This window comes from Exiguobacterium sp. ERU653, from assembly GCF_018617775.1.
Lineage (GTDB): Bacteria > Bacillota > Bacilli > Exiguobacteriales > Exiguobacteriaceae > Exiguobacterium > Exiguobacterium marinum.
This window is the reverse complement of the sequence record NZ_JACSKV010000001.1, coordinates 987,924-1,012,775: the sequence shown is the minus strand read 5'-3', so window position 1 is coordinate 1,012,775 and position 24,852 is coordinate 987,924. Positions and strand designations below refer to the sequence as shown.

General features: G+C 44.4%; 32 protein-coding genes. 27 read left to right on the top strand and 5 right to left on the bottom strand.

The annotated features are described in order from the left end of the window. The first annotated feature begins 63 nt into the window (after nucleotides 1-63). The 6 genes from KNO95_RS05275 to KNO95_RS05250 all read left to right on the top strand — a co-directional run bounded on the left by KNO95_RS05275 (nucleotide 64) and on the right by KNO95_RS05250 (nucleotide 6,632). On the top strand, nucleotides 64-1,020 hold the full coding sequence (locus KNO95_RS05275) for an L-lactate dehydrogenase (protein ID WP_026825711.1): 957 nt from the start codon (nucleotides 64-66) through the stop codon (nucleotides 1,018-1,020). A 134-nt stretch (nucleotides 1,021-1,154) separates the two neighbouring features. Next, nucleotides 1,155-2,207, top strand: a complete 1,053-nt coding sequence (locus tag KNO95_RS05270) for a rhomboid family intramembrane serine protease (RefSeq protein ID WP_214699002.1) — start codon at nucleotides 1,155-1,157, stop codon at nucleotides 2,205-2,207. 12 nt (nucleotides 2,208-2,219) lie between these two features. Continuing rightward, on the top strand, nucleotides 2,220-3,242 hold the full coding sequence (locus tag KNO95_RS05265) for a M42 family metallopeptidase (RefSeq protein ID WP_214699000.1): 1,023 nt from the start codon (nucleotides 2,220-2,222) through the stop codon (nucleotides 3,240-3,242). Then, entirely contained in the window at nucleotides 3,239-3,433 is a 195-nt protein-coding gene (locus KNO95_RS05260; RefSeq protein ID WP_026825714.1) for a YqgQ family protein, read from the top strand. The genes KNO95_RS05265 and KNO95_RS05260 overlap by 4 nt, the downstream gene beginning before the upstream one ends. A gap of 93 nt (nucleotides 3,434-3,526) precedes the next feature. Continuing rightward, complete coding sequence (locus KNO95_RS05255; RefSeq protein WP_026825715.1) at nucleotides 3,527-4,489, top strand: ROK family glucokinase; 963 nt, start codon at nucleotides 3,527-3,529, stop codon at nucleotides 4,487-4,489. Nucleotides 4,490-4,715: 226 nt separating this feature from the next. Beyond that, on the top strand, nucleotides 4,716-6,632 hold the full coding sequence (locus KNO95_RS05250; protein WP_214878427.1) for an LTA synthase family protein: 1,917 nt from the start codon (nucleotides 4,716-4,718) through the stop codon (nucleotides 6,630-6,632). Between the two features lie 181 nt (nucleotides 6,633-6,813). Here KNO95_RS05250 and KNO95_RS05245 read toward each other — a convergent pair whose 3' ends face one another. Beyond that, on the bottom strand, nucleotides 6,814-6,993 hold the full coding sequence (locus KNO95_RS05245; RefSeq protein ID WP_026825717.1) for a DUF2759 domain-containing protein: 180 nt from the start codon (nucleotides 6,991-6,993) through the stop codon (nucleotides 6,814-6,816). Between the two features lie 157 nt (nucleotides 6,994-7,150). Between KNO95_RS05245 and KNO95_RS05240 the strand changes: the two genes are divergently transcribed. Further along, entirely contained in the window at nucleotides 7,151-7,771 is a 621-nt protein-coding gene (locus KNO95_RS05240; RefSeq protein ID WP_214701857.1) for an MBL fold metallo-hydrolase, read from the top strand. A gap of 32 nt (nucleotides 7,772-7,803) precedes the next feature. On the opposite strand, the gene KNO95_RS05235 is transcribed toward KNO95_RS05240, so the two are convergent. Then, nucleotides 7,804-8,067 (bottom strand): DUF2626 domain-containing protein, encoded by a 264-nt coding sequence (locus KNO95_RS05235; RefSeq protein ID WP_012726597.1) that lies wholly within the window; start codon nucleotides 8,065-8,067, stop codon nucleotides 7,804-7,806. 248 nt (nucleotides 8,068-8,315) lie between these two features. Between KNO95_RS05235 and KNO95_RS05230 the strand changes: the two genes are divergently transcribed. From KNO95_RS05230 to gcvPB, 12 genes are all read left to right on the top strand, one after another. Next, entirely contained in the window at nucleotides 8,316-8,702 is a 387-nt protein-coding gene (locus tag KNO95_RS05230; protein WP_034770992.1) for a Spx/MgsR family RNA polymerase-binding regulatory protein, read from the top strand. A 58-nt stretch (nucleotides 8,703-8,760) separates the two neighbouring features. Beyond that, entirely contained in the window at nucleotides 8,761-9,573 is an 813-nt protein-coding gene (locus tag KNO95_RS05225) for an ATPase, T2SS/T4P/T4SS family (protein WP_026825720.1), read from the top strand. After that, nucleotides 9,555-10,532: a type II secretion system F family protein gene (locus KNO95_RS05220; RefSeq protein WP_026825721.1), complete on the top strand. Its 978-nt coding sequence runs from the start codon at nucleotides 9,555-9,557 to the stop codon at nucleotides 10,530-10,532. The genes KNO95_RS05225 and KNO95_RS05220 overlap by 19 nt, the downstream gene beginning before the upstream one ends. Before the next feature lie 14 nt (nucleotides 10,533-10,546). Further along, nucleotides 10,547-10,849 carry a prepilin-type N-terminal cleavage/methylation domain-containing protein gene (locus KNO95_RS05215; protein ID WP_034770995.1) on the top strand — a complete coding sequence of 101 codons (303 nt, stop codon included), beginning with the start codon at nucleotides 10,547-10,549 and terminating at the stop codon, nucleotides 10,847-10,849. A 492-nt stretch (nucleotides 10,850-11,341) separates the two neighbouring features. Then, complete coding sequence (locus tag KNO95_RS05210; protein ID WP_251125032.1) at nucleotides 11,342-11,500, top strand: hypothetical protein; 159 nt, start codon at nucleotides 11,342-11,344, stop codon at nucleotides 11,498-11,500. Continuing rightward, nucleotides 11,469-11,930, top strand: coding sequence for a prepilin-type N-terminal cleavage/methylation domain-containing protein (locus KNO95_RS05205; protein ID WP_353048129.1), 462 nt, complete (start codon nucleotides 11,469-11,471; stop codon nucleotides 11,928-11,930). The genes KNO95_RS05210 and KNO95_RS05205 overlap by 32 nt, the downstream gene beginning before the upstream one ends. Further along, nucleotides 11,894-12,193 carry a hypothetical protein gene (locus tag KNO95_RS05200; protein ID WP_084483586.1) on the top strand — a complete coding sequence of 100 codons (300 nt, stop codon included), beginning with the start codon at nucleotides 11,894-11,896 and terminating at the stop codon, nucleotides 12,191-12,193. Before KNO95_RS05205 ends, KNO95_RS05200 begins: the two co-directional genes overlap by 37 nt. Further along, complete coding sequence (locus KNO95_RS05195; protein ID WP_214878424.1) at nucleotides 12,186-12,674, top strand: shikimate kinase; 489 nt, start codon at nucleotides 12,186-12,188, stop codon at nucleotides 12,672-12,674. Before KNO95_RS05200 ends, KNO95_RS05195 begins: the two co-directional genes overlap by 8 nt. Then, nucleotides 12,671-13,009, top strand: a complete 339-nt coding sequence (locus tag KNO95_RS05190) for a hypothetical protein (protein ID WP_214698977.1) — start codon at nucleotides 12,671-12,673, stop codon at nucleotides 13,007-13,009. The genes KNO95_RS05195 and KNO95_RS05190 overlap by 4 nt, the downstream gene beginning before the upstream one ends. 147 nt (nucleotides 13,010-13,156) lie before the next feature. Further along, complete coding sequence (gcvT, locus tag KNO95_RS05185) at nucleotides 13,157-14,233, top strand: glycine cleavage system aminomethyltransferase GcvT (protein WP_214701863.1); 1,077 nt, start codon at nucleotides 13,157-13,159, stop codon at nucleotides 14,231-14,233. A gap of 25 nt (nucleotides 14,234-14,258) precedes the next feature. Continuing rightward, a complete protein-coding gene (gene gcvPA, locus KNO95_RS05180; protein WP_026825729.1) occupies nucleotides 14,259-15,596 on the top strand; it encodes an aminomethyl-transferring glycine dehydrogenase subunit GcvPA in 1,338 nt (445 codons plus the stop codon). Beyond that, the gene (gene gcvPB, locus KNO95_RS05175) at nucleotides 15,596-17,071 is read left to right on the top strand and encodes an aminomethyl-transferring glycine dehydrogenase subunit GcvPB (RefSeq protein ID WP_483297732.1); all 1,476 of its coding nucleotides are present in this window, start codon (nucleotides 15,596-15,598) and stop codon (nucleotides 17,069-17,071) included. The genes gcvPA and gcvPB overlap by 1 nt, the downstream gene beginning before the upstream one ends. Before the next feature lie 35 nt (nucleotides 17,072-17,106). On the opposite strand, the gene KNO95_RS05170 is transcribed toward gcvPB, so the two are convergent. After that, entirely contained in the window at nucleotides 17,107-17,487 is a 381-nt protein-coding gene (locus KNO95_RS05170; RefSeq protein ID WP_026825731.1) for a rhodanese-like domain-containing protein, read from the bottom strand. Nucleotides 17,488-17,650: 163 nt separating this feature from the next. Between KNO95_RS05170 and mntR the strand changes: the two genes are divergently transcribed. Both mntR and hpt read left to right on the top strand, forming a co-directional pair. Next, on the top strand, nucleotides 17,651-18,079 hold the full coding sequence (mntR, locus tag KNO95_RS05165; RefSeq protein WP_026825732.1) for a transcriptional regulator MntR: 429 nt from the start codon (nucleotides 17,651-17,653) through the stop codon (nucleotides 18,077-18,079). A 172-nt stretch (nucleotides 18,080-18,251) separates the two neighbouring features. After that, a complete protein-coding gene (gene hpt, locus KNO95_RS05160) occupies nucleotides 18,252-18,779 on the top strand; it encodes a hypoxanthine phosphoribosyltransferase (protein ID WP_026825733.1) in 528 nt (175 codons plus the stop codon). A gap of 23 nt (nucleotides 18,780-18,802) precedes the next feature. On the opposite strand, the gene KNO95_RS05155 is transcribed toward hpt, so the two are convergent. Next, nucleotides 18,803-19,213 carry an SA1362 family protein gene (locus KNO95_RS05155; RefSeq protein ID WP_026825734.1) on the bottom strand — a complete coding sequence of 137 codons (411 nt, stop codon included), beginning with the start codon at nucleotides 19,211-19,213 and terminating at the stop codon, nucleotides 18,803-18,805. Nucleotides 19,214-19,227: 14 nt separating this feature from the next. Then, complete coding sequence (locus KNO95_RS05150; protein ID WP_214701865.1) at nucleotides 19,228-20,169, bottom strand: DUF1385 domain-containing protein; 942 nt, start codon at nucleotides 20,167-20,169, stop codon at nucleotides 19,228-19,230. Nucleotides 20,170-20,310: 141 nt separating this feature from the next. Between KNO95_RS05150 and aroQ the strand changes: the two genes are divergently transcribed. From aroQ to nusB, 6 genes are all read left to right on the top strand, one after another. Then, a complete protein-coding gene (gene aroQ, locus KNO95_RS05145; protein ID WP_214701866.1) occupies nucleotides 20,311-20,748 on the top strand; it encodes a type II 3-dehydroquinate dehydratase in 438 nt (145 codons plus the stop codon). Continuing rightward, a complete protein-coding gene (locus KNO95_RS05140) occupies nucleotides 20,744-21,811 on the top strand; it encodes a M24 family metallopeptidase (protein WP_026825737.1) in 1,068 nt (355 codons plus the stop codon). Before aroQ ends, KNO95_RS05140 begins: the two co-directional genes overlap by 5 nt. A gap of 29 nt (nucleotides 21,812-21,840) precedes the next feature. Continuing rightward, on the top strand, nucleotides 21,841-22,407 hold the full coding sequence (efp, locus tag KNO95_RS05135) for an elongation factor P (protein WP_026825738.1): 567 nt from the start codon (nucleotides 21,841-21,843) through the stop codon (nucleotides 22,405-22,407). A gap of 116 nt (nucleotides 22,408-22,523) precedes the next feature. Beyond that, a complete protein-coding gene (gene accB / locus KNO95_RS05130; protein ID WP_026825739.1) occupies nucleotides 22,524-22,967 on the top strand; it encodes an acetyl-CoA carboxylase biotin carboxyl carrier protein in 444 nt (147 codons plus the stop codon). 7 nt (nucleotides 22,968-22,974) lie between these two features. After that, nucleotides 22,975-24,318: an acetyl-CoA carboxylase biotin carboxylase subunit gene (gene accC, locus KNO95_RS05125; RefSeq protein ID WP_214701867.1), complete on the top strand. Its 1,344-nt coding sequence runs from the start codon at nucleotides 22,975-22,977 to the stop codon at nucleotides 24,316-24,318. Nucleotides 24,319-24,430: 112 nt separating this feature from the next. Continuing rightward, nucleotides 24,431-24,817 carry a transcription antitermination factor NusB gene (gene nusB, locus KNO95_RS05120; RefSeq protein WP_026825741.1) on the top strand — a complete coding sequence of 129 codons (387 nt, stop codon included), beginning with the start codon at nucleotides 24,431-24,433 and terminating at the stop codon, nucleotides 24,815-24,817. The last annotated feature ends 35 nt before the right edge of the window (nucleotides 24,818-24,852 follow it).

Genomic DNA, 24,852 nt, shown 5'->3' with positions numbered 1-24,852 from the left:
AATCATGATGTAACAGAGATAACAAAAACATGAAACAGATTGTTCGAAGGGTGGAGAATCAATATGGAAACATTAAATCATGCTAAAGTAACACGTGTCGCACTCGTGGGTGCAGGTGCGGTAGGTGCGAGCTTCGCTTATCAATTAACAACAGCAAGTCTATGTGAAGAACTCGTCATTATTGATATCAATAAAGCAAAAGCAGAAGGGGAAGCGATGGACTTGAACCATGGCGTCTCATTTGCTTCATCACCAATGCGTGTCTGGGCAGGGGATTACACGGATTGTGGAGTAGCTGATATTGTCGTCATCACTGCCGGTGCGCCACAACGTCCAGGCGAAACACGTCTTGACCTCGTCGAAAAAAATGCGAAGATTATGAAATCTATGATTTCAGAGATTATGGACTCTGGTTTTGATGGAATCATTATTATTGCCTCAAACCCGGTTGACATCATGACACATCTCGCATGGAAATATTCGGGTCTTCCGAAACATCGAGTCTTTGGTTCAGGTACAGTACTAGATACATCTCGCTTACGTTATATGCTTGGTGACTACTTTAATGTAGATCCGCGCAACTGCCACGCATACATCATGGGCGAACATGGAGATACAGAATTCGCTGCTTGGAGCAACGCCCGGATTTACGGAAAATCGGTCGAGCAATTGCTTGAAGAGCATGACGAATATAACTGGCAAGATCTCGAAGATATTTATGTGAACGTTCGTGACGCGGCATATCATATCATTGAGCGTAAAGGTGCGACATACTACGCGATTGGTCTCGGATTACTTCGTTTGGTCAAAGCCGTCCTTCGTAACGAAAACACATTGTTGACAGTCGGTGCTCATCTCGACGGGGAATATGGCCTACATGATATCCATATCGGTGTACCAGCCATCATCAATCGTCAAGGAGTGCGGGAAGTCGTTGAGATCGAATTGTCAGAAGAAGAGCATCAAAAAATGCAACACTCTGCGAACGTGCTCATGAAAACAATGGAACCTGTCTTGTAACCTCTATATAGTGATGACCCGTAACCATCTGGTTACGGGTATTTGTGCATCCAGAACAAGTCCCGATTTTGTCGTGAGGTGCTCAGTGATTTACAATAGAATGGAGAGAATACTTGAGAGAGGAGGGAGTTCCATTGGCTACGACTTGTTTTTGGGAAGATATCTATCGGGCGGTTGAAAGCGGCGGGCGAATTGAAGGGATATTAGAGCCTTCACGCGCGGTCATTTTGTTCGACACGAAAGCGGGAGATAGCTATGATCTGTACATTCAGTCCGAAAAAGCATGGGCAAATCATGTCGGGACCGATATTCATGCTATCCTAAACGCATTTCGCCTATCTCGGATCGGACGGAAGCGATTGACGATTCATTTGTATGGCGAACGTCTCGTAGATGAGGAGAGGATTGATTCACTAACATTTCCAATCCCGGCAAAAGTAACAATATCTCGATCTATCTGCACGCCCACTATGGAAGAAGAACGGTTTCGAATGCTTGCTGTCTCCCTTGACCGCGAAAAAAAGTCTGAGTTAAAAAAGCGGTTCTCATTTGGTAAACCGCAAGTAGTATACGGTCTAATGTTTATCACATTTTTAGTCATGTGGTTAGCTGAATCTGTCGGCTCAACTCTTGACCCGAATACGTTGATCGCATTCGGTGCAAAAGTGAATCCACTCATTGAGCAGGGAGAATGGTGGCGCTTGATCACACCGATGTTTCTGCATATCGGATGGTTCCACTTTTCGATCAATATGTTTGCCCTTTGGTCACTCGGTCCACTCGTCGAACGAATGTATGGTTCGATTCGGTTCCTGATTATCTATGTGATTGGTGGGGTTTTGGCGACGACAGCATCATATGCATTCAGTGAATCAATTTCTGCGGGTGCCTCGGGTGCGTTATTTGGGCTTGTCGGTGCTTTACTTTATTTTGGACTACGAGATCGTTCTCTCTTTATGAAGACGCTCGGACCTCCGCTCTTTATTATGTTAGGATTAAATGTGGGACTAGCGTTTGTTTTAGGGGCAAGTTTGGATCATTTTGCGCACGCTGGTGGACTAGTTGGTGGATTTGTCGTCTCTGGAGTCGTAGGATTACCAGATGAAGATAATCGCGCACAACGAATTATATTTTCCGTGCTCACGATCATTTTATTTGGTCTACTATACGGGTACGGATCTTGGTGAGGAGAGATTTCAATGATTGATACACTAAAAACATTAGTAAACATTCCGAGTCCGTCTGGGATGACGGAAGAGGCCATTCGATTCGCAGAGCGAGAATTACAAGCACTCAATGTCAGCACGTCTCGGCTACATAAAGGGGCATTACTTGCAACATTTCCTGGGCGTTCAAAAGAGGCGCGGCTCTTGACGGCGCACGTTGATACGTTAGGTGCGATGGTTAAAGATATCTTGCCGAGTGGACGCTTGCGTTTGACGCAAGTTGGAGGATACGCTTGGACAGCGATTGAAGGTGAGAATTGTCTCATTCATCGAGAAGAAGGCGATGCGATTGAGGGAACGATCCTCATCCATCAGTCGAGTGTACATGTTTATAAGGACACGAACTCAGCTGAACGTTCTGCTTCGAATATTGAAGTTCGATTGGATGAAAAGGTGCATTCGCGGGAAGACGTGACAGCACTCGGAGTCGAAGTGGGTGACTTTGTCTCGTTTGACCCCCGCTTCAAGGTGACGTCTTCAGGATACGTGAAATCACGCCATTTGGATGATAAAGCATCTGTCGCCATTTTATTGGATCTCGCAAAAGACCTGGTCCGTTATGACTTACCGCACACCGTACACTTCTTGATTTCCAATTATGAAGAAGTCGGGTTTGGAGGCAACGCGGGCATCCCGGAAGACGTCGTAGAATACATTGCCGTTGATATGGGTGCGCTTGGGGATGGACAACATTCAGATGAGTATACTGTCTCGATTTGTGCCAAAGACTCTTCGGGACCATACGATATCGAACTTCGAAGAACATTTACGTCTCTCTGTAAAAAACATGAAATCGCTTATAAAGTAGATATTTATCCGTACTACGGCTCAGATGCGTCCGCTGCTATTCGTGCAGGCTATGATGTGAAACATGCATTGATTGGCCCGGGGATCGAATCAAGTCATAGTTATGAACGGACACACACGTCATCAATGGAAGCGACACGTGATTTGTTGTATCGTTATGTATTGACAACGATGGAGGAAGAAGCATGAAAAATTTTTATGATGTCCAACAGTTTTTAAAATCGTTCGGGACCATTATTTATATTGGGGAGCGGGATGCTGAAATCTCACTCATGATGATGGAACTAGACGAAATGTATGAAGGGGGCATCATCGAACAACGCGTTTATGATACGGCCAAAATCATTTTGACTCACGAATTGAAAAATTCAATAGATTGACAGAAATCCCCTTAGTGCAAAGGGTTGCACTAAGGGGATAATAGTGTACACTAGTCAATGAAAGCGATTTAGTTGAGATGAGGAGTGAACGGTATGAAATGGTTATTAGGTATCGACATCGGTGGTACAACGGTGAAGATGGCTGTTTTAGACATGAACGGCATCATTTCTGATAAGTGGGAAGTCAAAACGGATATTCGGGAGAATGGTGTACATATTCCAAAGGACATCGCAACGTCTTTTGAAACATATCTTGAGACATCCGGGAAGAAAAAAGAGGATTTCGCGGGTGCGGGGATTGGAGCGCCTGGATTCATTAACTTCTCGGAAGGAGTTGTCGAATACTCGCCGAACATCGGGTGGAAAGATTTCGCCCTTGTCAGTGAGTTCGAACAAGCGGTTGGACTTCCGGCTGTTCTCGAAAACGATGCAAACGCAGCAGCCCTCGGTGAAATGTGGAAAGGTGCCGGTGAAGGTGCATCTGAACTATTGGCAATCACGCTCGGAACGGGTGTCGGTGGTGGCGTAATCACAAATGGAAATATTGTTCACGGAACAGCGGGCATGGCTGGAGAAATCGGACATATTACAGTGGAGCGAGATGAAAATAAGGCTGTTAAGTGTGGTTGTGGTCGTCTTGGATGTATTGAAACGATTGCCTCTGCGACCGGTATTTCACGTTTAGCCCTACAGAAGCGAAAAAATCAAGACACCACGTTGAATGAATTGAAAGACGTAACAGCGCGTGACGTGTTTGAGGCATATAAAGCCGGTGACTCGATTGCGACAGAAGTAATCGATGAGATGACCGAATATCTCGGATTGACCATCTCAAATATCGCAAACACACTCAACCCGAAAATGATTGTCATCGGTGGTGGCGTTTCTAAAGCGGGTCACGCGTTACTCGAACCACTTGATGCTCAATTCAAACGTTTCGCGCTCGAACGCGTATACGAGTCGACGTCGTTTAAAATTGCAGAACTTGAAAATGATGCCGGTGTGATCGGATGTGCTTGGCTAGCACGGAAACACTTCCTTCCAACACGCGTATAACACGAGCACGTCTGCACTTTGCAGGCGTGTTTTATTATGGAAAAGGGTATGGTAAATTGTAAAATTTGTAACGCCACAGTTGATTTTTTATTAAAAAAGGAGTAAGATTTGAACTTGATACTGGATCTGTACTATTCAATCCGAATTGTACAATATGTAAACAAATATAAAAAATAATGGCTAAATAAACCCATGCCGAAAACTGAAAAGAGGAGGAGACCGTCAGATGAATTCATCTCAACGCTTCTCGAAGCTATCAACGAGACTGAACGACACGGTCCGCGCTTCGTTTCAAGAATATCGTCTATTTTGGATTTTTACGTTATTGCTTTGGACGAAGACGTATATCGTCTATCAATTTTTCTTCAACATTCCGATCGAAAACACTGCACAAGCTTTTATCTTACTGATTAGCCCAATCAGTTCGACACTATTCTTGTTTGCCTTCCACTTCTTTTTTAAAGGGAACAAACAAAAATGGGTGCTTTACACGCTTTACGCAATTGCATCGTTTATCTTGTTTGCAGATGCCGTGTATTATCGGGAATTCACGGACTACTTGACGATGCCTGTCATTATGCAACCGTCGAACATGGAAACGTTATCGACTTCGTTCACTTCACTTCTTGAATGGAAAGATTTAATCGTTCTTGGTGATGTGTTCGTCTTACCATTCATCTTATGGCGGATGAACATGAAAGAGAACACTGCCTCACACCGACGTGCGCTCGTCACATTCGTTGTAGCTGTGTCAGTATTCTTGTTCAACCTTTCGCTCGCAGAAACAGAACGTCCTGAATTGTTGACTCGTTCATTTGACCGTGAACTACTCGTGAAAAACATCGGTACTTTCAACTTCCACGTATACGATGCGATGCTCCAAACGAAAACATCGGCTCAAAAAGCGATGGCTGATGAATCAGAGCTTGCGACGATTGAACAGTTCACACGTCAAAATTATGCTGCACCGAATCCAGATTTGTTCGGTAAGTATAAAGGGAAGAATGTCATTGTCGTTTCGTTCGAATCGGCACAGAACTTCACACATAACATGAAGGCGCCAAACGGAGAGTATATCACCCCAAACTTAAACAAACTGATTGAGGAGTCTCACTACTGGCCGAACTATTACCACACAGTTGGTCAAGGGAAGACTTCGGACGCTGAGTTTGCACTCGATAACTCGCTATACGGTCTTCCACGTGGTGCCGTATACTTTACAAATGCCGATAATGAATACCAAGCACTTTCTGAGATGATCAAAGAAGATAATTATTATTCAGCTGTGTTCCACGCGAACAATAAATCGTTCTGGAACCGTGATCAAATGTATAAAAACGTCGGGGTCGATCAGTTCTTTGATGAGAAGAGTTATGACCTTGGGAATCCAGAAAATATGACAGAATGGGGTCTTTTGGATGATAGTTTCTTCGAGCAATCTATTCCAATGCTCCAAGAACTACCAGAGCCGTATTATGCGAAGTTCATCACATTAACGAACCACTTCCCATATACGATGCCAAGTGAAGACTATGAGCTCGTTCCAAAGTTTGAAACAAGTTCGACAACATTGAATAATTTCCCGCAAGCACTTGCGTACCAAGATTATGCACTCGGTCTCTTTATTGAACAATTAAAAGAGAACGATATGTGGGATGACACGATTTTTGTCGTCTATGGTGATCATTATGGAATCTCAACAAACCACAATAGTGCAATGGCAGAGTTGCTTGGAAAAGAAGAATTAACACCTTTCGATGTTGCGAAATTACAACAAGTACCATTCGCTATTCATTTACCGGATCAGAAGAATGGTGAAGTGCATGAAACAATCGGAAGTCATGTTGACATGAAACCGACAATCTTGCATTTACTTGGAATCGATACGTCGGACACAATCGGTTTCGGGAATGATTTATTCTCAGAAAACCGAAACAGTCGTGCAATCTTCCGTGATGGTACGGTCGTGACGGATGAATATGTCTGGACACAATCGACATGTTATAATGCTACATCTGGTGAAGTTGTAGAAGACACGTCACTATGTGGTCCGATCACAGAGGAAGCGGAAAAGATATTACAGATGAACGATGATTTAATCTATTCTGACTTACTCCGTTTTAAAGAGCAGACGAAAGAATAAGCGATTAGTTGATGAAGAACCGAATCACTTTATGTGATTTGGTTCTTTTTTTGTAGAGGACAGTGTTTCTATCCTTTTCTTAAAAATGAATCAGGTGAGTCAATCGAAAACTGTACATCAGGTTGATTTTTGACACAAAAAAAGCGACCGAAGTCGCTTGCTGATTTCTTGCTGCAAATCATTAACCTGGAATTCCGCCGTAAATCAATGTGGCGATCCCAAAGAATCCGAATACGAGTACAGTTAAAGCTGCAAATACGAGCGGAAAGAATTGGCGTTTTTGGAATGAACGAAGCATTCCCCATACAGCCACAATGGCGACGATGACGGAAATCCATCCGAACGGTTCATACAAATGCATGACGAGTTCCCCCTTTAATTATACGTCATGAAATTCATAAAAATTTCACTGAAATATCATTATTATTTTATCCGATTATTGGGGCGCTGTCGAGCAAAGGTTGACATCGATACAATTTTGCCACAATATTGTTTTGAACAAGAAGGGGATGAATCAAATGCAAATTAAGAAGATTACGTCTGGCTTAGCACAAGAGAATGGATATGTTCTTGAAAAAGACGGAACTGTCGTTGTAATCGATCCAGGAACAGATGATCCAAGGTATTTTGAAGTGATCGAACATTTCGGTAAACCTTCTGCGATTTTATTAACTCATGCGCATTTTGATCATATCGGTGGAATTGATGCACTTCGTGAGCGCTATCAAATACCCGTATACGTGCACCGTTTTGAAACAAGTTGGTTGACGGATGGAGAAAAGAATGGGGCGGCCGCATTCAATCTACCAGTTCCGGCAATGAAACCGGCAGAAAAGACATACGAAGGCGATATGCTGGTCGTTGGGAGCATCGCATTCCGGCTCTATCATACGCCGGGTCACTCCCCGGGAAGTGTTGTCTTGTACATGAAGGATGAAGAAGTTGCATTTTGTGGTGATTTGATATTTAAACAGTCTGTTGGACGAACCGACTTGTTCGGGGGGGATCAAAAGGCGTTAATGGGATCAATCGATCGGATGAAGCAATTGCTTCCTGATTCGACAGTTCTCTACTCTGGACATGGTCCTCGGACAACGTTAGAAGATGAGAAGCGGACAAACCCTTTCTTCAAACAGTAAAAAAAGATTGTCTCCGGTGAGACAATCTTTTTTTACATTTGGAAGTTGCTCCAATACGTAAAGACAACGAAGAAAATTGTCAAATACGCCCCAAAGACATATACATACGTTTTTTCAGTTAACTTTAAGTAACCTAGAGCGACAAAGAAAATCGTTTGTGCTAAGAAGACAAGTCCCATAACGATAAAGTCACCAGTATGTTCACTACTACTTTGGTCGCCGCCTAGTGCGCCTACGAAAGCAAGTGCCGCCACTAGCCCAGTCCAAAAGCCTAGGACACGAAACATTCTTGCCATGTTAATCCCCCCATGCGTGCATTATTCCATTCTCATTCACTATTTTACCAACACATTCGAAAAAATGCTATGGAAACGTGAGAATTGCGCAAAATAATCGTGAAAAATATGTGAAATCATTCTGATAAAAAAGTTGTACAAATTTTTAATAAAGTTGTACAAAACATATACAAAGTGGGTGTATAAGTGTATAATCAACTTATACAAACTGAACGAAGTAAAAAGTTGAATGAGGGAGGATTATAAAAATGTCATCAGAACTAATGTTTTATACGTATCCAAGCTGTACTTCTTGTAGAAAAACGAAAGCGTTTTTACAGGATCAAGAGCTTCAAGTGAGTGAACGTCATATTTTCAGAGATGCACCGACTGTTGATGAGTTGTTACAATTACTTGCAATTAGTGAAGAAGGTGTTGATTCCCTCTTAGCGACGAGAAGTCAAGCCTTCAAGCAACTCGACGTTGATGTAGAAGATTTGAAGTTAAGCGAGCTACTCAAATTGATGAGCGAAAATCCGAAATTGTTGAAACGTCCGATTCTAACGGATGGAAAAGAAGTGATTGTCGGATATGACAAGGTTTCAATCGAAACATATGCGCGTCGCCATAATACGGTTTCGGTTCAAGTTTCTTAAGACAAGCCCACTTTCGACATAGTGGGTTTTTTTTTATGCTTGAACCGAGGTGAACGAGATGAAAGAATTCATTGAAGAACTGATGGTCGCAGCCCGGCAAGCCGGTGCGACCGATCTTCATTTTTTACCGGATGCTCATCGGGTGAAGGTTCAAGTCCGATCGGCCATGAGATTAGTCGAATTTCAGTCAATGGACTTAGGTCAATACAATCGACTCACGTGGCATATGCGCTATTGGTGTTCATTACCTGAAACGAATCAACGGCTTCCTCAGTCAGGCGTATACGAATTAAATCAAGAAGTAATTCGTGTGACTTTTCTTCCTTCATTTGAGCAAACGTTGATGTCATGGAGGATTCCACATCAGACGTTCAATCTCCCTCAATTATTGCAATCACAAGATGTGGAACGTTTACAAAAAATGACTGCTTCACGAGAACGAAACGGACTTTTATTTATTGGTGGCTCTACAGGAGCGGGTAAGACGACAGTGATGTATGCATTGTTAAATTATTTAAAACAAGAACGGATTGTTACCATTGAAAACCCTCCTGAACAAATGGTCGACGGCGTGATTCAATTGGAAGTGAATACTAAAGCAGGACTAAGCCATCGACAATTATTGAAAGAAACATTGAGGGCGGATCCGGACATTATCGTGATTGGGGAAGTACGAACCGTTGAAGAGTTGACTGTCGCATACGATGCGGCACTAAGTGGACATTTGACAATCACCACTTTTCATACAGCGTCCATTCAAGATGGAGAGAGAAGAATTGAACAATTACTTGGGAAGACTTCCATCCAGAGACATTGGTGTGTGCTGACCCGGAATCAGGGGGTGACTTGTGAATGGGCAACTCATCAATGAATCCTCCGATTCAATTGATTCACCGCTTTCTGCGATTGCAATCCCGAGGTGTGTCACTGAAAGTGACGATGGAAACACTCGAATACCATGAAAAAGGAGCGAAAAAAGACAAGGTTCGGGATATGAGGGCGTTACTTGAAACAGGTACGAATTTGGCTGAAGTGTTCTCGGTAATCATCACTAATCCGCAAATGCGAGAGATTTTGAACACGGCAGAGCGAAGTGGTCGGTTTATTGATGGGTTACATCAAGTCGTCTTAGTGTTGGAGATGCGTCAACGACTGAAAGAAGAATTAAAAAGATTGATTCGCTATCCATTGATCATTTTTTTTATTCTCCTTTCTCTAGGGATGATTTACGCGCTATATATTTTTCCGAAACTGATGGGAATGGTCGATGTCTCGTTGCAAAATGGTGTAGCTTCGATTCTATTGTCACGGTGGTTCTTCCCAACACTATTTTGTGTAGTTTTAACGTCTGGGGCACTAATGTTCGGAATGTATCGACGAGGGATTGAGCTTCCCTTTTACACATGGAACCATGGAAAGACGCTGTATTTGACGTATGTATTTGTTAGTGAGTTATCACTACTCCAAAATACTGAAACGAACATCAGGCAGATCATCAGTCGTCTAGCAGATGAAGATGGGGAGATGGCTAAGATGGCTAAACGAATCCATTGTCGCATGTCAGATGGAGAAGGTCTTGAAGCCGCCGTGAAATGTGAGCCGTTTATTGATTATGAGGTCGTCGGTCTGTTAGGGGTAGGAGCGATGAGTGGTGAACTTGGTGAACTCATGTCGCTTCACCGAGAACTTGTATTCGAAGAAATGGAACTGTACAGTCGTAGTTTGATTGAAAAAGTGGAGCCGATATTGTATGGCGTAATTAGTATGATGATTGCAGTTTTATTTTATACATTGTATTTACCGGTCAAGCTCATCATGGCTCAATTATGAAGGGGGAAAAGGAAATGAAGGAAGAACATGGATTCACACTAGTTGAGATGGCGGCTGTCCTTTTGATTATATCGGTTCTGCTCTTATTACTCGTCCCATCCCTAACAGAAGGGAAATCGCGGGCAGACCAAGTTAGTTGTGAAGGCAGTGTACGTATCGTCGAGTCAGAAATCAACTTATACTATGCCGAGCATAAATCTTACCCTGCAACATTAGAAGTGATAAAACGCGACTCCTCAACAGACCCACTCGTATACAGCTGTCAATCGTCAGAGTATACATATTCACCTCTTGATGGTTCTCTCATAAAGCGATGAAAGGATATACACTCGTCGAAATAACATGGGTCCTTGTTATATTATCGTTTCTCCTACTAATCAGTATCCCGGTAGCAAAACCGTTTGAGCGACTAGAGCTCTATGATTTCACAGATTCCTTAGTTGCCAATATTCAAGAAGCGGGGCAGTACCCCTATATTTCTGAAAATGGGAGTTGTGTTCCGAAGTTGATTTGGATATCCCAACAGCAAACCTATCTGATCGTGTGTGGTCTGACGTTAATTAGAGAGGTAGACGTACCATCGGGAATAACTCTATATCTCCCGACGTATAATACTTTGACATTTTCACAAGCAACGGCTTCCTATGCAGGGCAATGGAAGTTTGTAAGTGGAAAGACGTCTGTGACGCTCAAATTTCGAATCGGAACGTATGAGCCGGAGGTGATTATTCGTGAGGAGGAATGAAGCGGGTTTTTCTTTATGGGAATTGAGTGTAAGTCTAGCAGTGATAATGGGATGGGTCTTCATTTTGACATCATTTGTCGTGCAGGGGAACGAGCGGATCGACCGAATGAGTGAAACGTTGTTCACCTATGAACGTTTACAAGGAGAGGTGCTACTTGAAGCTGCTGAACCGTCTGGTCGCGAGCAAGTGTGTGAAAAAGGATTCTGTTTGCCGACGTTGTGAACAAGGGTTTACTATGATTGAGATGACGGCAGTATTGCTGATTCTTCCGATATTTATCTTATTGTTAGCGGAATTGATGCTGCTTGGTCAAAAGCTCTACGAACAGCCTAAATGGAATCATCATACGACACCGCAACTGATTGTACGACGTTTGATAAACAGTGAAAATTGCCGTGTAGACGCCGGTCGCTTACGAGGAGAATTTGTTAAGTCGGATGATGAGGTATGGCCATGGACGATTAAACAGTTGAATGGGAATTTGGTCATGGTTGGAGACGGAGGGGGGAACTTGCTATTTTTAAGAGGAATCAATCAGTACCATGTCGAATCGATTGGAAAAGGATTTCGAATTTCATGGACCGATTCGTCGTTCAAAAGAGAGCGGCACGTGATGTGTATGAACGGGGATTCTTCCTCATTGTCACCTTGACAATCGTTGTATGGCTACTTGGGGCCGCGTTATTTTGGTATACTGATATTGAACGAACGACGAGACGAATCTCAGATGAGATATTGGCCATACGTTTTGAATCCCACTTGTTGTTGGCAAAAGAACGTTGTGGCAATCAACCAGTAACACTCACTAAACCGACGGGGACGGTGACATGTCGTCCGATTGCACCGAATCGAACGGAAGTGGAGATGGTGTTGACATCTGGTGAACGGCATAAAGAGGTGATGGCTTATGAATGACAAACCGTTTTACATTGTAGGGTTTATGGGTACAGGTAAGTCTACCTTGCTTTCTTTTTTCAAAGAATCTGGTGAAGTGGCGGACCTTGATTCGGTAATCGAAGCCATGACTGGGATGGACATCGCTACATATTTTGACCGATATGGTGAGAAGGCGTTTCGTGATGTCGAAACAGAGGCACTGCAACGAGTTGATGCTGATTACGTTTTGACAGGTGGCGGAGTAGTTGAACGTCCTGAAAACATAAGTTGGATGCGCGAACGTGGCACGATTATTCATTTGAATCTGCCGTTTGAAGACTGCTGGGAACGCATCAAGGATTCTAATCGACCACTCGTGAAAAAAGGACAAGTAGAAGTTCAATCATTATATAAACGACGTGACGCGTTGTATCGGGAAGCGGACGAGTCGGTCGATGCGTCACGTACACCTCAAGACATCGCTGAACACATTATCCGTTTGAAGGAGGGAAAGGCATGATTTGGATCAATCTCGCAATTATTGTACTGTCATTAATCGGTCTTGGCATCTATGGTTATCTCTTGTTCAAAAAGCAGATGAAGTCAGAAATCGGTCGGTTGAATCGATTGACGGAACGGTTTAACATTCGAGCAGACGTGATCGGACAGCAAGTCAATGAGATTAAAGGACATGTGGATGCGGTCAACCGATCTATTACTCAAATAAAGGACTTCGGAGTTAAGGCAAAAGACGAATCAATCGAGTTGAAGCAGGCGGCGGTTGGGCTGACGCATGAAATCAAACGAACGGCGGGAATCGAACGCTCTGACGTTTCCACCGAGACAAAAATATGAAATAATGAGGATGAAAACGTTTTCGTTTTTCATCCTTTTTCTTTTTCTCTTTTTTAACTATGCAGAAAGATTAAAAATTGTTAAAGTGAAATGGAAAGCGAAAGATTTCAAATAAAATATCATTTATGTTCGGGATTGGGGGATATTATGGAAAGGGTTACTTTGAAACGTACGCCTTTATTTGAATTGATTGAACCGAAGGCGAAGATGGTTGATTTTGCGGGATTCGAAATGCCGATTTTGTTCTCTTCGATTAAAGAAGAACATCTGGCTGTGCGTCAAAACGTGGGGATGTTTGATGTATCTCACATGGGAGAGATTCGGATTGAGGGACCAGACGCACTTGAACAAGTACAGAACCTCGTGACGAATGACGTCTCGAAAATTAAAGTTGGTCAAGCTCAGTACAACCTTCTGTGCCTTGAAGATGGTGGAGTGGTGGATGATTTGCTTGTCTATCGCTTAGATGAGGACGCCTATTGGCTCGTCGTCAACGCCTCGAATATCGAAAAAGATGAAGCGCATATTCGCAGGTACGTCAATGGTGACGTGACTGTGACAAATGAGTCTGACGAGTACGGTCAAATTGCCATCCAAGGACCGAACGCAGAAACAATTCTTCAAAAAATCACAAATGTAACACTCAAGGAAATCGGGTTCTTCAAGTTTATAAACGGTGATGTGGCAGGCGTCCCGTCTGTTATCTCACGTAGTGGATATACAGGGGAGGATGGTTTCGAAATCTATGCTCGGGCTGAAGGAATCTCTGCCGTTTGGGAAGCTCTTGAATCAGAAGGCGTTATCCCTTGTGGACTAGGTTCACGAGATACACTTCGTTTTGAGGCGTGCTTACCGCTCTATGGACATGAGCTAGATGAGTCGGTTACACCGTTTGAGGCGAATCTCAACTTTGCTGTTAAGTTAGACACGGATTTTATCGGGAAAGATGCGCTTGTCTCTCAAAAAGAGAACATTCCGACTCGATTAGTAGGCTTGAGATTACTCGGGCGAGGGATCGCTCGTCAAGGAGCGCAAGTCGAAGTCGATGGTGATGTGGTAGGTGTCGTCACGACCGGTACGATGCCTCCGACGGTTAATGAATCCATTGCTTGGGCACGAGTCGATGCACGCTATAAAGATGAAGAACGATTCGTCATCGACATTCGGGGCAAAAAGATTGAAGCGGAACGCGTACCGACACCTTTCTATAAACGGACGAAATGAAACAGGGGGATTCAGAATGAATAGAATGGAATTTCGTTATTTACCGATGACTGAACAAGACGAGCGAGACATGTTGCAGACAATCGGAGTGGATTCGATTGAGGGGCTACTCGCAGATATCCCAGAATCGCTTCGTGAAAAAGCATCACTTGCGGCAATCGGCTCACCACTTCCCGAGGTTGATCTCGTACGTCATATGACGAAATTGGCTGACAAAAACAAGCATACGAAATCATACCCGAGCTTCCTTGGAGCAGGGATGTATGATCACCTTTCGCCGACCGTAATGAACCATATGCTTTTGCGTTCTGAATTCTATACGGCATATACACCATACCAACCTGAGATTTCACAAGGTGAACTGCAAGCAATGTTTGAGTTTCAGACGATGATTTGTGAATTGACAGGTATGGATGTCGCAAACTCATCGATGTATGACGGAATCACTGCGCTTGCCGAGGCTACGTATTTAGCTAGTGCTCAAACGAAGAAAAAACGTGTCGTCGTTTCAGGAGCAGTTCATCCTGAAGCCAAAGATGTTATTCGCACGTACGCTGATGGGCCTGGTCTTTCAGTTGAATACACAGACGTAGTGAATGGTGTAACGGATCTATCTGATTTCGATTTGACGGATGCGTCATGTCTCGTCGTGCAATACCCAAACTTCTACGGTCGAATTGAAGACCTGGAGCAATTGGCGAAACAAGCGCATGACGCCGGCGCACTCTTTGTCGTATCAAGTAACCCGCTTGCCCTTGGGATTTTAGAGTCACCAGGTGCACTTGGTGCGGATATTACAGTCGGAGATGCACAACCGTTCGGGATTCCGCAAAGTTTTGGTGGTCCGTCATGTGGTTACTTCGCGGTGAAAAAATCGTTGATGCGTAAACTACCTGGTCGACTTGTTGGACAAACAGTGGACGAGGATGGAAAACGTGGATTTGTCTTAACGTTACAGGCACGCGAACAGCACATTCGGCGAGATAAGGCAACGTCAAACATCTGTTCGAACCAAGCGCTCAATGCATTAGCTGCTTCGATCACAATGTCGGCTTTAGGAAAATACGGAATTCGTGACATGGCCGTTCGAAACATCCAAACAGCCCATTACATGAAAGAAGCATTAAAAGCTTCTGGATTCAAAATCGTTGATGAAGGTCCAATGTTCAATGAGTTTGTTGTTGACTTCGGACATGACGCGGAGGAAGTGTCACGTCATCTTCTCGAACATGGAATGATTGGCGGTCTACCGCTTGGTACGTACGAAGCGGAACGTCAGACACAAATGTTGGTTTGCGCGACGGAATTACGTACAAAAGAAGAGATTGATCAGTTTGTCGAAGTGGTTAGGGGGATGAAATGATGCAACACGAACAAACGCTAATTTTTGAAGTGTCACGTGAAGGACGGACAGGATATAACTTACCGACACCAACTGTCCCTGAGGTTGACCTCGAGACACTGTTACCGGCTACGATGATTCGAAAAGAGGCAGCGGAACTTCCGGAAGTGTCTGAGCTTGATGTCGTCCGTCACTACACAGCGCTCTCGACACGAAACCACGGGGTAGATTCAGGGTTTTACCCGCTCGGTTCGTGTACGATGAAATATAATCCAAAGGTGAACGAAGATATGGCTCGTCTTCCTGGATTTGCGCATATTCATCCGTTACAACCGGCGGAAACGATTCAAGGTGCACTTGAACTCATGGTGGACTTACAGGAGCAACTCGCTGAAATCACAGGTATGGACGAGGTCACGTTGCAACCCGCAGCTGGAGCGCATGGTGAATGGACGGGTCTCATGTTGATTAAAGCATTCCACGAGCGCAACGGGGATACGGCTCGTACGAAAGTTCTCGTCCCAGATTCTGCCCATGGAACGAATCCGGCCTCTGCAGTAGTTGCTGGATTCGAGACAGTGACGGTCAAATCGGACAATCGTGGACTCGTTGATTTGGATGATTTAAAAGCGAAGGTCGGAGCGGATACAGCGGCGCTCATGCTTACGAATCCGAACACACTTGGACTATTTGAAGCAGACATCCTTGAGATTTCAAAAGTGGTCCATGAAGCTGGTGGAAAATTGTATTATGACGGCGCGAACTCGAACGCAATCCTAGGTATCGCGCGTCCGGGAGACATGGGCTTTGACGTCGTCCACTTAAACTTGCATAAGACGTTCACAGGTCCACACGGTGGAGGTGGACCAGGTTCAGGTCCTGTCGGTGTCAAACGCGATTTGATTCCATTCTTGCCAACCCCGATCGTAACTAAGACGGAAAATGGATATGGTCTAGATTACGACCGTCCACAATCGATCGGTCGAATCAAACCGTTCTATGGGAACTTTGGAATCAATGTTCGGGCTTACAGCTATATCAAGACGATGGGTGCCGAAGGGTTGACGCGTGTTTCGCGAGAAGCTGTACTCAACGCCAACTATATGTTCGCTCGATTAAAAGATGCGTTTGACGTACCGTACGATACGTATTGCAAACACGAGTTCGTTTTGTCAGGTAAACGACAAAAAGCACTCGGAGTTCGTACGCTCGATATCGCAAAACGTCTTCTTGATTTCGGCTATCACCCACCAACCATCTATTTCCCGTTGAATGTCGAAGAGTGTATCATGGTGGAACCGACTGAAACCGAATCAAAAGAGACACTCGATGCTTTCTGTGATGCGATGCTTCAAATTGCAAAAGAAGCGGAAGAAAATCCGGAAATCGTTCAGACGGCTCCGCATACGACGGTCGTCAAACGTATGGATGAGACGCTCGCTGCTCGGAAACCGATTTTAAAATACGAACGTCGCGAAGCATCGTCAGTTAAATAAAAATGAGCGGGTCGACTCAGTCGTCCCGCTCATTTTTATGCTTTTTTAATTTTGCCTTTCCAGTTTTTGAATCCACCTTCGAGCATGTAGATGTTGTTGTATCCGTTCTTCATGAGAAGCTTGGCTGCTTGGTTAGACCGTGAGCTTCCTTGACAATAAATAAGGATCGGTTGATCTTTACGCAATTCTTTCATACGCATTTTCATTTGTCCGACCGGGATGTTTCGTGCGCCGACGATATGACCAGCTTTATATTCTTTCGGTTCACGTACGTCGATCAATTGTCCTTTACGGAGTGAAGCGCGGAATTCTTCTTGTTTCATTTTTTTCAACCCGCGAGCTGGCATGAAGCGCCATACGATGTAGGCGATCAAGGCAACCCATAGGAGGATGACGAGGATTGTTTCGAGTCCCATAGATGTTCTTCCCTTCTCTTTCAAAGTTACCATCTCTCATTATAATGAATTTGAGGTCATGAGACAATGATTGACTCAATCAATCAATGCTTTCCCTTTCGATTTCATTCTAGTTAGGATAAAATAAAAAGTGGAAACCGGAACATTAGGGGAGGTCGTGCCCATGCCGACACCGAGTATGGAAGATTATTTAGAACGTATTTACTTATTGATGTCAGAAAAAGGATATGCGCGAGTATCTGACATTGCCGAACATTTAGGAGTACATCCCTCCTCTGTCACGAAAATGGTTCAAAAGTTGGATCGTGAAGAGTATCTCGTATACGAAAAATATCGTGGACTTATGCTTACGAAAAAAGGTCAAAAAGTAGGGAAGCGATTGGTCGAGCGTCATGCGATGCTCGAGTCTTTTTTACGTCTCATCGGAGTGGATGAGGCAGACGTCTATGAAGATGTTGAAGGAATCGAACACCACCTCAGTTCAAATACACTCGATTGCATGACTCAGTTTGTGGAATTCTTTGAGGATAAACCGGAGCTCATGAATCAATTTAAAGAGTTTCGTGAACAAGAGAGGGCTGCGGAAGAATAATTTAAAAAAACGCCAATTTTAATCGATTGGCGTTTTTTTATCGCTTCGTTTCTTCAAAACACGAACGAATTATTGTTAGTTGCGAATGAATGTATATATTTTGGTTAGGAATATGTTAAGATAAATCGTGGATTGAATATTGAGGGGGTGGCGGCGAACATTCGCTGATGTTATGGAGATTCAAATTAAAGGGAAGTTATTTGACGAACAACAAATTCGAGACCGGGTAAAAGAATTGGCAGAAGAAATTGAGAAAGATGCCAATGGGACACCGATTGTCATCGTTGCCGTGTTGAAAGGGTCGATGGTCTTTGCTGCCGATTTGATGCGCTACATGAAAGGCAGTGTGCAACTCGATACAGTCGCAACATCTTCATACGGGAAAAAGACCGTTTCGAGTGGCAGTGTACAACTTCGGAAAGATCTTGATTTAGATGTCGAAGGAAAGTATGTCGTCATCATCGAAGATATCATCGATACGGGGCAGACGTTGAAATTTCTGTGCAAACATATGGAACTCCATCAACCGAAACAGTTGAAAATCTGTACGCTTCTCGATAAACCGGCTCGCCGTCTCGTGCAATTAGACGCAGACTATGTTGGCTTTGAGATTCCGGATGAATTTGTCATCGGTTATGGCATCGATTATGCGGAGCAGTATCGCAACTTACCTTATATCGGGTATGTAGAAACAACCTAAAAAGGAGCGCCGCGGCGCTCCTTTTACATGTTCGCTTTCTTTTTCTTCTTGCCTTTCTTCCCTTCGATTACCGTCAAATGTGGAGGATTGCTTCGATGTACGTTCGGGCGTTTCGACAACTTTGTAACGTTCGAACCTGGTTTTTTGCTTTTTTTGATTTTTGCAGATGCGGAAGGTTTGACTTGAGGGCCGCGGTTTCCTTGCATCCGTTTCTTAGAGGCTTGTGCGGTTTTACGGTAACGCATATCCTCTGGAGACATACGTCGACCGATGAAGAAACGATAGATCACATAAAAGACTAACCCGAATATTCCGATGAACAACAACTGTCTAAACAAGCGACCTGGATCGGTGGCGAGCATATGTCCGACCCCGATGAAGCCAAGGATAAACACGATGGTTGCTGCGGTCGAACCAATTCTTTGTCTGATCATGGTGCTTCCTCCTCTTATCCCTCTCTCTGAACGACCGATTCTCCTAACTCTTTTCGTTCCCACGTTTCGAATGCTTCAATCGCAACTTGAATCTGTTCATCATTTGGTTCCCGGGTCGTCAATAACTGAAGCGAAAGACCTGGTTTTCCGAGGAATGACAAAAAGCGATGATCGCGGAAGCGATTGGTGAATTGAAGGACTTCAAACGAGATTCCGATGACGACTGGCAAGAGTGCGATTCGGCTGACGAGTCGCAGCCAAAGCGGATCGATTGGCACAATCATATACACGCCAATCCCCACGAAGACAGTGAACAAAATAAAGCTTGATCCACAGCGATAATGAAGACGTGAGCTTTGACGAACATGTTCGACTGTGACCTGTCGTCCGGACTCATAACAGTTGATGACCTTATGCTCAGCCCCATGATATTGAAAGACACGTTTGATGAGTGGCGTCAATGAAATCAAGTAGAGGTAACTAAGCAACAATACTAATTTTATTCCCCCTTCAAGGAGGTTTTGAATCACGTGTCCAGAAAATATCGGTACGTCTTGAAACATTGCGGCGAGCAGTGCTGGTGTCACGTTAAAAATCAACTTGCCGAAGACGTATGAAATGACGCCGATGATGGCGACGAAGGCAATCATCCAAATGCTCTGCTTTTGTTCATCGTTCGGGCTCGCGTCTTCACTTGGGTCAACGTCATACCGATCACTCGCAAAATTCATATGGGCAGACCCATTCTTTAACGACTCATAGAGTGCGACGATTCCTCTTAGAAACGGTACTTTTTTTAAGGACTGAACCCATGGGACGAGGATGCGTGCTTGCTCGAACGTTTCGATGGACCCATCTTTTCGTCGAATGGCAGATGCGCTCTCGGAACGGCCTTGAAACATGACCCCTTCCACAAGTGCCTGTCCCCCGACAGGGATAGTTTGTTTAGAATTCATTCACTTTCCTCGATTCTTACAGTGTTGTACTTGAATTATACCGTGATTTATCAAAAAAACGAAAGGGTAGAAGGCTCGATTCACGTTCTTTCGATAAATTTGTTACAATAGATAAGACTTGACGAACGAGGGGGAAGAAGATTGCGAATTTTAGTGTTGAATGGGCCAAATTTAAACTTGTTAGGTCGCCGTGAACCAGACGTGTATGGGAACGTGTCGTTAAAAGGCTTAGCTGCCGAATTAATGCTCGTCGCACCGGAGGGCGTCGAACTCACGTTCAAACAATCGAATCACGAGGGAGAGTTGATTGACGCCCTTCACGACGCCTACGATTTCGAAGGTGTTGTATTGAATGCGGGAGCCTACACGCATACGTCAATCGCGATTCGAGATGCCATCTCCGCTATCGCTGCCCCGGTCGTTGAAGTACATATCTCGAACGTGCATGCCCGTGATGTGTTTCGTCACGAGTCAAAACTCGCAGGCGTTTGCTTAGGAGTAATCACCGGATTTGGGCTCACTAGCTATACGTTAGCATTGCATGCACTAATCGAACATTGGAGGAATCGACATGATTGAACGCGTAAACAAACTGCAAGCACAGTTAGAAGCAAACGAGATTGACGCATTGCTCGTCACAAAACGTGAAAACATTCGCTACTTATCTGGTTTCACCGGATCGAGTGGCGTTATCGTCATCACGTCGAAAACCGCAAGCTTTATCACGGATTTCCGATATACGGAACAAGCGAACGATCAAGTAAAAGGATACGACATCGTTGAATTGGATACATCGCTTATTAAATCGGTCGCTGACGTTGTATCACGTGACTCGATCACACGTCTTGGAATCGAGCAAGACGCAATGACGATCGGTCAGTATCGGACATATGAAAAAGAAGTAGATGCACATCTCATCGAGACGGCAGGAATCGTAGAAAAACTGCGCTTGATTAAGGATGAATCAGAGATTAAGATTATGAAGGAAGCTGCGGCAATCGCTGATGCAGCTTATGCCCATATCCAGACGTTCATCCGTCCTGGTCGTACCGAAAGAGAAGTTGCGAACGAACTCGAGATGTTTATGCGTTCAAAAGGCGCTGACTCGTCATCATTTGATATGATTGTCGCTTCAGGTCTCCGTTCGGCACTTCCGCACGGAGTCGCAAGCGATAAAGTCATCGAATCAGGTGAACTTGTCACACTTGATTTTGGAGCATACTATAAAGGGTACTGCTCTGATATCACGCGTACACTCGCGGTCGGAGAAATCTCAGATGAATTACATCAAATTTACGATACGGTTCTTCGCGCTCAACTCGCTGGTGTAGAAGGTACTCGTGCCGGTATCACAGGTATTGAAGCTGACGCGTTGACACGAGACATCATTAAAGAAGCTGGATACGGTGAATACTTCGGTCACTCGACGGGCCATGGTCTCGGCATGGAAGTGCACGAGGCACCAGGATTATCATTCCGTTCTGAAACGGTGCTAGAACCTGGGATGGTCGTCACAATCGAACCGGGTATTTACATTAACGGTGTCGGCGGTTGCCGAATTGAAGACGATGTCGTCATTACGGAAGATGGATGCTACCGTCTAACGCAGTCGCCAAAAGAGTTAATTACGATTGAGGCGTGAGTCTCGTCTGAATTTAGGAGGAAATTAACATGGTATCAGTTAACGATTTAAAAACAGGATTGACAGTCAAAACGTCTGACGGTTCGATTTGGCAAGTCATCGAATTCCAACATGTAAAACCGGGCAAAGGTGCGGCGTTCGTACGTACGAAGATGCGCAACTTGCGTAACGGTGCGATTCAGGAAACAACGTTCCGTGGTGGAGAAAAAATCGAACGAGCGCATATCGAACGTAAACGTATGCAATATCTCTATCCAATGGGTGACACGTATGTATTCATGGACAACGAATCATACGAGCAACTTGAATTGACAAGCGAACAAGTTAAAGCGGCTCTTCCTTACATGCTTGAAAACATGGAAGTTAGCATCGCAGACTATGAGGGTGAGATTCTTGGAATCGAACTTCCTACAAGCGTCGTCTTGACAATTGTCGAAGCGGACCCGGGCGTTAAAGGGGACACGGCATCAAACGTGAAGAAAAATGCGACAGTGGAAACAGGACATGTGATCCAAGTACCACTTTTCATCGAACCAGGTGAAAAAGTAACGGTTGATACACGTACTGGAGATTTCATGGGTCGTTACAACGGTTAATCAAAGAGAGTGTTCATTCGAATGAATGAACGCTCTTTTTTCTCGTTGCATTCATTGGTCTGACCAGTTATAGTGAAGTAGAGATTAGTACCAGGTATAAACAGGGGGTAAGAAAGATGCAAATCGATCAAATTAAAGAGCTCATTCAATTATTAGATCAATCATCTGTCCATGAAATGGAGCTTGAGACATCTGATTTCAAACTGTCATTGAAGAAAGAAACGCAACAAACTGGAAGCGTGCCAGTCATGCAGACACAAGCAATTGCATCACCTGCGCCTCAAGTAGAAGAAAATATAGAACAATTGGCGCCAGAAAAAGCGTCTTATCGTACAATCACATCACCGATGGTCGGAACATTTTATTCGCGTCCGGCCCCGGATAAAGAGGCTTTTGTCAACGTTGGAGAACGCATAGAGTCTGGGCAAGTTGTCTGTATTTTAGAAGCGATGAAATTGTTTAACGATGTCGAAGCGGAAATCAGTGGCGAAATCGTAGAAGTGCTAGTCACCGATGGCGATCTCGTCGAGTTCGGTCAACCGCTCTTCAGCGTGAAGTGAGGTCGTTATGAAATTATTAATCGCTAACCGTGGTGAAATCGCGGTTCGAATCATACGTGCTGCAAAAGAATTGAATATCCCGACGGTCGCCGTCTTTTCTGAGGCGGATCGTGAGGCATTACATGTTCATTTGGCCGATGAAGCCTATTGTATCGGTCCGAATCCTTCGAAGGACTCCTATTTGAACATCCCGAATATTTTATCTGTCGCATGTGCTGTTGATGCGACGATGGTGCACCCGGGATACGGTTTTTTAGCTGAAAATGCAGAGTTCGCCGAGATGTGTGAGGCGTGTGGCATTCAATTCGTTGGACCGAGTAGCTATGCGATTCGGAAGATGGGGATCAAAGACGAGGCAAAACGAACAATGATCGAGTCCGGTGTCCCGGTCGTTCCAGGTTCGAGTGGTGTCGTCACCGACGAAGAAGCCACCGAACTCGCAAGTGAGATGGGCTATCCGGTCATTATCAAAGCGACGGCAGGTGGAGGGGGACGCGGTATTCGTGTCGCCCGTGACGAAGAAGAACTGACTCAAGGGTTGATTGCGACACGTAAAGAAGCGAAGCAGGCTTTCGGTAACGGAGACGTTTATCTCGAGAAGTTCATCGAGTCGTTCCGTCATGTTGAAGTGCAAGTCCTTGCCGACCAATTCGGTAACGTCATCCACTTAGGTGAACGCGACTGTACGATTCAACGACGTATGCAAAAACTAGTCGAAGAGGCACCATCACCTGCGATTGATGAAACGACCCGGCAAATGATGGGAGATGCGGCCGTCAAAGCGGCAAAAGCCATTCAGTATTCAGGAGCGGGAACAATCGAGTTCATCTATGTCCCTGAATCGAACGAGTTCTACTTCATGGAGATGAACACACGGATTCAAGTCGAGCACCCGGTCACGGAGATGATTACAGGATTCGACCTCGTCCAAGCGCAACTAGAAGTGGCGCTCGGACATCCGTTAGCCATCTCCCAAGAAGACATCACCTTCTCAGGACATTCAATCGAATGCCGAATCAATGCAGAAGATCCGTTTATGGACTTCCGTCCGATGGCAGGGAAGATTGACCAATACATCGTCCCGGGAGGCATGGGTGTCCGTGTCGATAGCGGGCTATACGCTGGTGCGATGATCCCGCCATTCTACGACTCGATGGTAGCTAAATTAATTGTTCATGCGCCAACACGTGACGAGGCAATTTTGAAGATGTTGCGTGCATTGGATGAGTTCACGGTTTCAGGGGTCAAAACGACGATTCCGTTCCATCAGCAAGTCATGGCCCATGAACAATTCCGAATCGGTACATTTGATACGAAATTTGTCGAAAAAGAAATGTCATTGGCGAAATAACAACAACCAGGAAGCCCGAACATTATTTCGGCTTCCTGGTTTTTTGTACTGAATTTATGAGTGCTTTATGCTAAACTATCACAATGAAAGCATGTAAAAGGAGAGTAACTGAATGAAACGTCATGAAGCACGAGAGAAAGCGATTCAAACGCTTTTTCAAATCGAAGTATCAAAATTAGAGGTAGATGAAGCAATCGAATTCGCATTAGATGGAGAAGAATCTGATCCGTTTTACGAACAACTCGTCACAGGGACGCTAGAACATATTGAAGATATCGACGTATTGCTCGTTGAGAACTTAAAAAACTGGCGCTTAGATCGCCTCGGTAACGTCGAGCGTACGATTCTACGAATGGCAACGTATGAATTGTTATATGTCGAAACGATTCCAGAGAACGTCACAATTAACGAAGCGGTCGAACTCGCGAAATCGTTCGCGGATGAAGAGGCCGGTAAACTTGTGAATGGCGTACTCGGCAATATCATTAAAGAAGACTAAAAAATAGAGATAAGACACCAGACCAACTACAGAAA

What these genes read in the sequence shown, in the direction of transcription:
- KNO95_RS05265 (WP_214699000.1), top strand. Translation starts at nt 2,220, where the DNA reads ATGATTGATACACTAAAAACATTAGTAAACATTCCGAGTCCGTCTGGG.
- KNO95_RS05170 (WP_026825731.1), bottom strand. Translation starts at nt 17,487, where the DNA reads ATGGGACTCGAAACAATCCTCGTCATCCTCCTATGGGTTGCCTTGATC.
- KNO95_RS05260 (WP_026825714.1), top strand. Translation starts at nt 3,239, where the DNA reads ATGAAAAATTTTTATGATGTCCAACAGTTTTTAAAATCGTTCGGGACC.
- KNO95_RS05235 (WP_012726597.1), bottom strand. Translation starts at nt 8,067, where the DNA reads ATGGCAAGAATGTTTCGTGTCCTAGGCTTTTGGACTGGGCTAGTGGCG.
- KNO95_RS05215 (WP_034770995.1), top strand. Translation starts at nt 10,547, where the DNA reads ATGAAGGAAGAACATGGATTCACACTAGTTGAGATGGCGGCTGTCCTT.
- gcvT (WP_214701863.1), top strand. Translation starts at nt 13,157, where the DNA reads ATGGAAAGGGTTACTTTGAAACGTACGCCTTTATTTGAATTGATTGAA.
- accB (WP_026825739.1), top strand. Translation starts at nt 22,524, where the DNA reads ATGCAAATCGATCAAATTAAAGAGCTCATTCAATTATTAGATCAATCA.
- KNO95_RS05150 (WP_214701865.1), bottom strand. Translation starts at nt 20,169, where the DNA reads ATGAATTCTAAACAAACTATCCCTGTCGGGGGACAGGCACTTGTGGAA.
- KNO95_RS05220 (WP_026825721.1), top strand. Translation starts at nt 9,555, where the DNA reads ATGGGCAACTCATCAATGAATCCTCCGATTCAATTGATTCACCGCTTT.
- KNO95_RS05230 (WP_034770992.1), top strand. Translation starts at nt 8,316, where the DNA reads ATGTCATCAGAACTAATGTTTTATACGTATCCAAGCTGTACTTCTTGT.
- KNO95_RS05190 (WP_214698977.1), top strand. Translation starts at nt 12,671, where the DNA reads ATGATTTGGATCAATCTCGCAATTATTGTACTGTCATTAATCGGTCTT.
- KNO95_RS05255 (WP_026825715.1), top strand. Translation starts at nt 3,527, where the DNA reads ATGAAATGGTTATTAGGTATCGACATCGGTGGTACAACGGTGAAGATG.
- KNO95_RS05155 (WP_026825734.1), bottom strand. Translation starts at nt 19,213, where the DNA reads ATGATCAGACAAAGAATTGGTTCGACCGCAGCAACCATCGTGTTTATC.
- nusB (WP_026825741.1), top strand. Translation starts at nt 24,431, where the DNA reads ATGAAACGTCATGAAGCACGAGAGAAAGCGATTCAAACGCTTTTTCAA.
- gcvPA (WP_026825729.1), top strand. Translation starts at nt 14,259, where the DNA reads ATGGAATTTCGTTATTTACCGATGACTGAACAAGACGAGCGAGACATG.
- KNO95_RS05245 (WP_026825717.1), bottom strand. Translation starts at nt 6,993, where the DNA reads ATGCATTTGTATGAACCGTTCGGATGGATTTCCGTCATCGTCGCCATT.
- KNO95_RS05195 (WP_214878424.1), top strand. Translation starts at nt 12,186, where the DNA reads ATGAATGACAAACCGTTTTACATTGTAGGGTTTATGGGTACAGGTAAG.
- KNO95_RS05250 (WP_214878427.1), top strand. Translation starts at nt 4,716, where the DNA reads ATGAATTCATCTCAACGCTTCTCGAAGCTATCAACGAGACTGAACGAC.
- hpt (WP_026825733.1), top strand. Translation starts at nt 18,252, where the DNA reads ATGGAGATTCAAATTAAAGGGAAGTTATTTGACGAACAACAAATTCGA.
- mntR (WP_026825732.1), top strand. Translation starts at nt 17,651, where the DNA reads ATGCCGACACCGAGTATGGAAGATTATTTAGAACGTATTTACTTATTG.
- gcvPB (WP_483297732.1), top strand. Translation starts at nt 15,596, where the DNA reads ATGCAACACGAACAAACGCTAATTTTTGAAGTGTCACGTGAAGGACGG.
- efp (WP_026825738.1), top strand. Translation starts at nt 21,841, where the DNA reads ATGGTATCAGTTAACGATTTAAAAACAGGATTGACAGTCAAAACGTCT.
- KNO95_RS05225 (WP_026825720.1), top strand. Translation starts at nt 8,761, where the DNA reads ATGAAAGAATTCATTGAAGAACTGATGGTCGCAGCCCGGCAAGCCGGT.
- KNO95_RS05240 (WP_214701857.1), top strand. Translation starts at nt 7,151, where the DNA reads ATGCAAATTAAGAAGATTACGTCTGGCTTAGCACAAGAGAATGGATAT.
- KNO95_RS05275 (WP_026825711.1), top strand. Translation starts at nt 64, where the DNA reads ATGGAAACATTAAATCATGCTAAAGTAACACGTGTCGCACTCGTGGGT.
- accC (WP_214701867.1), top strand. Translation starts at nt 22,975, where the DNA reads ATGAAATTATTAATCGCTAACCGTGGTGAAATCGCGGTTCGAATCATA.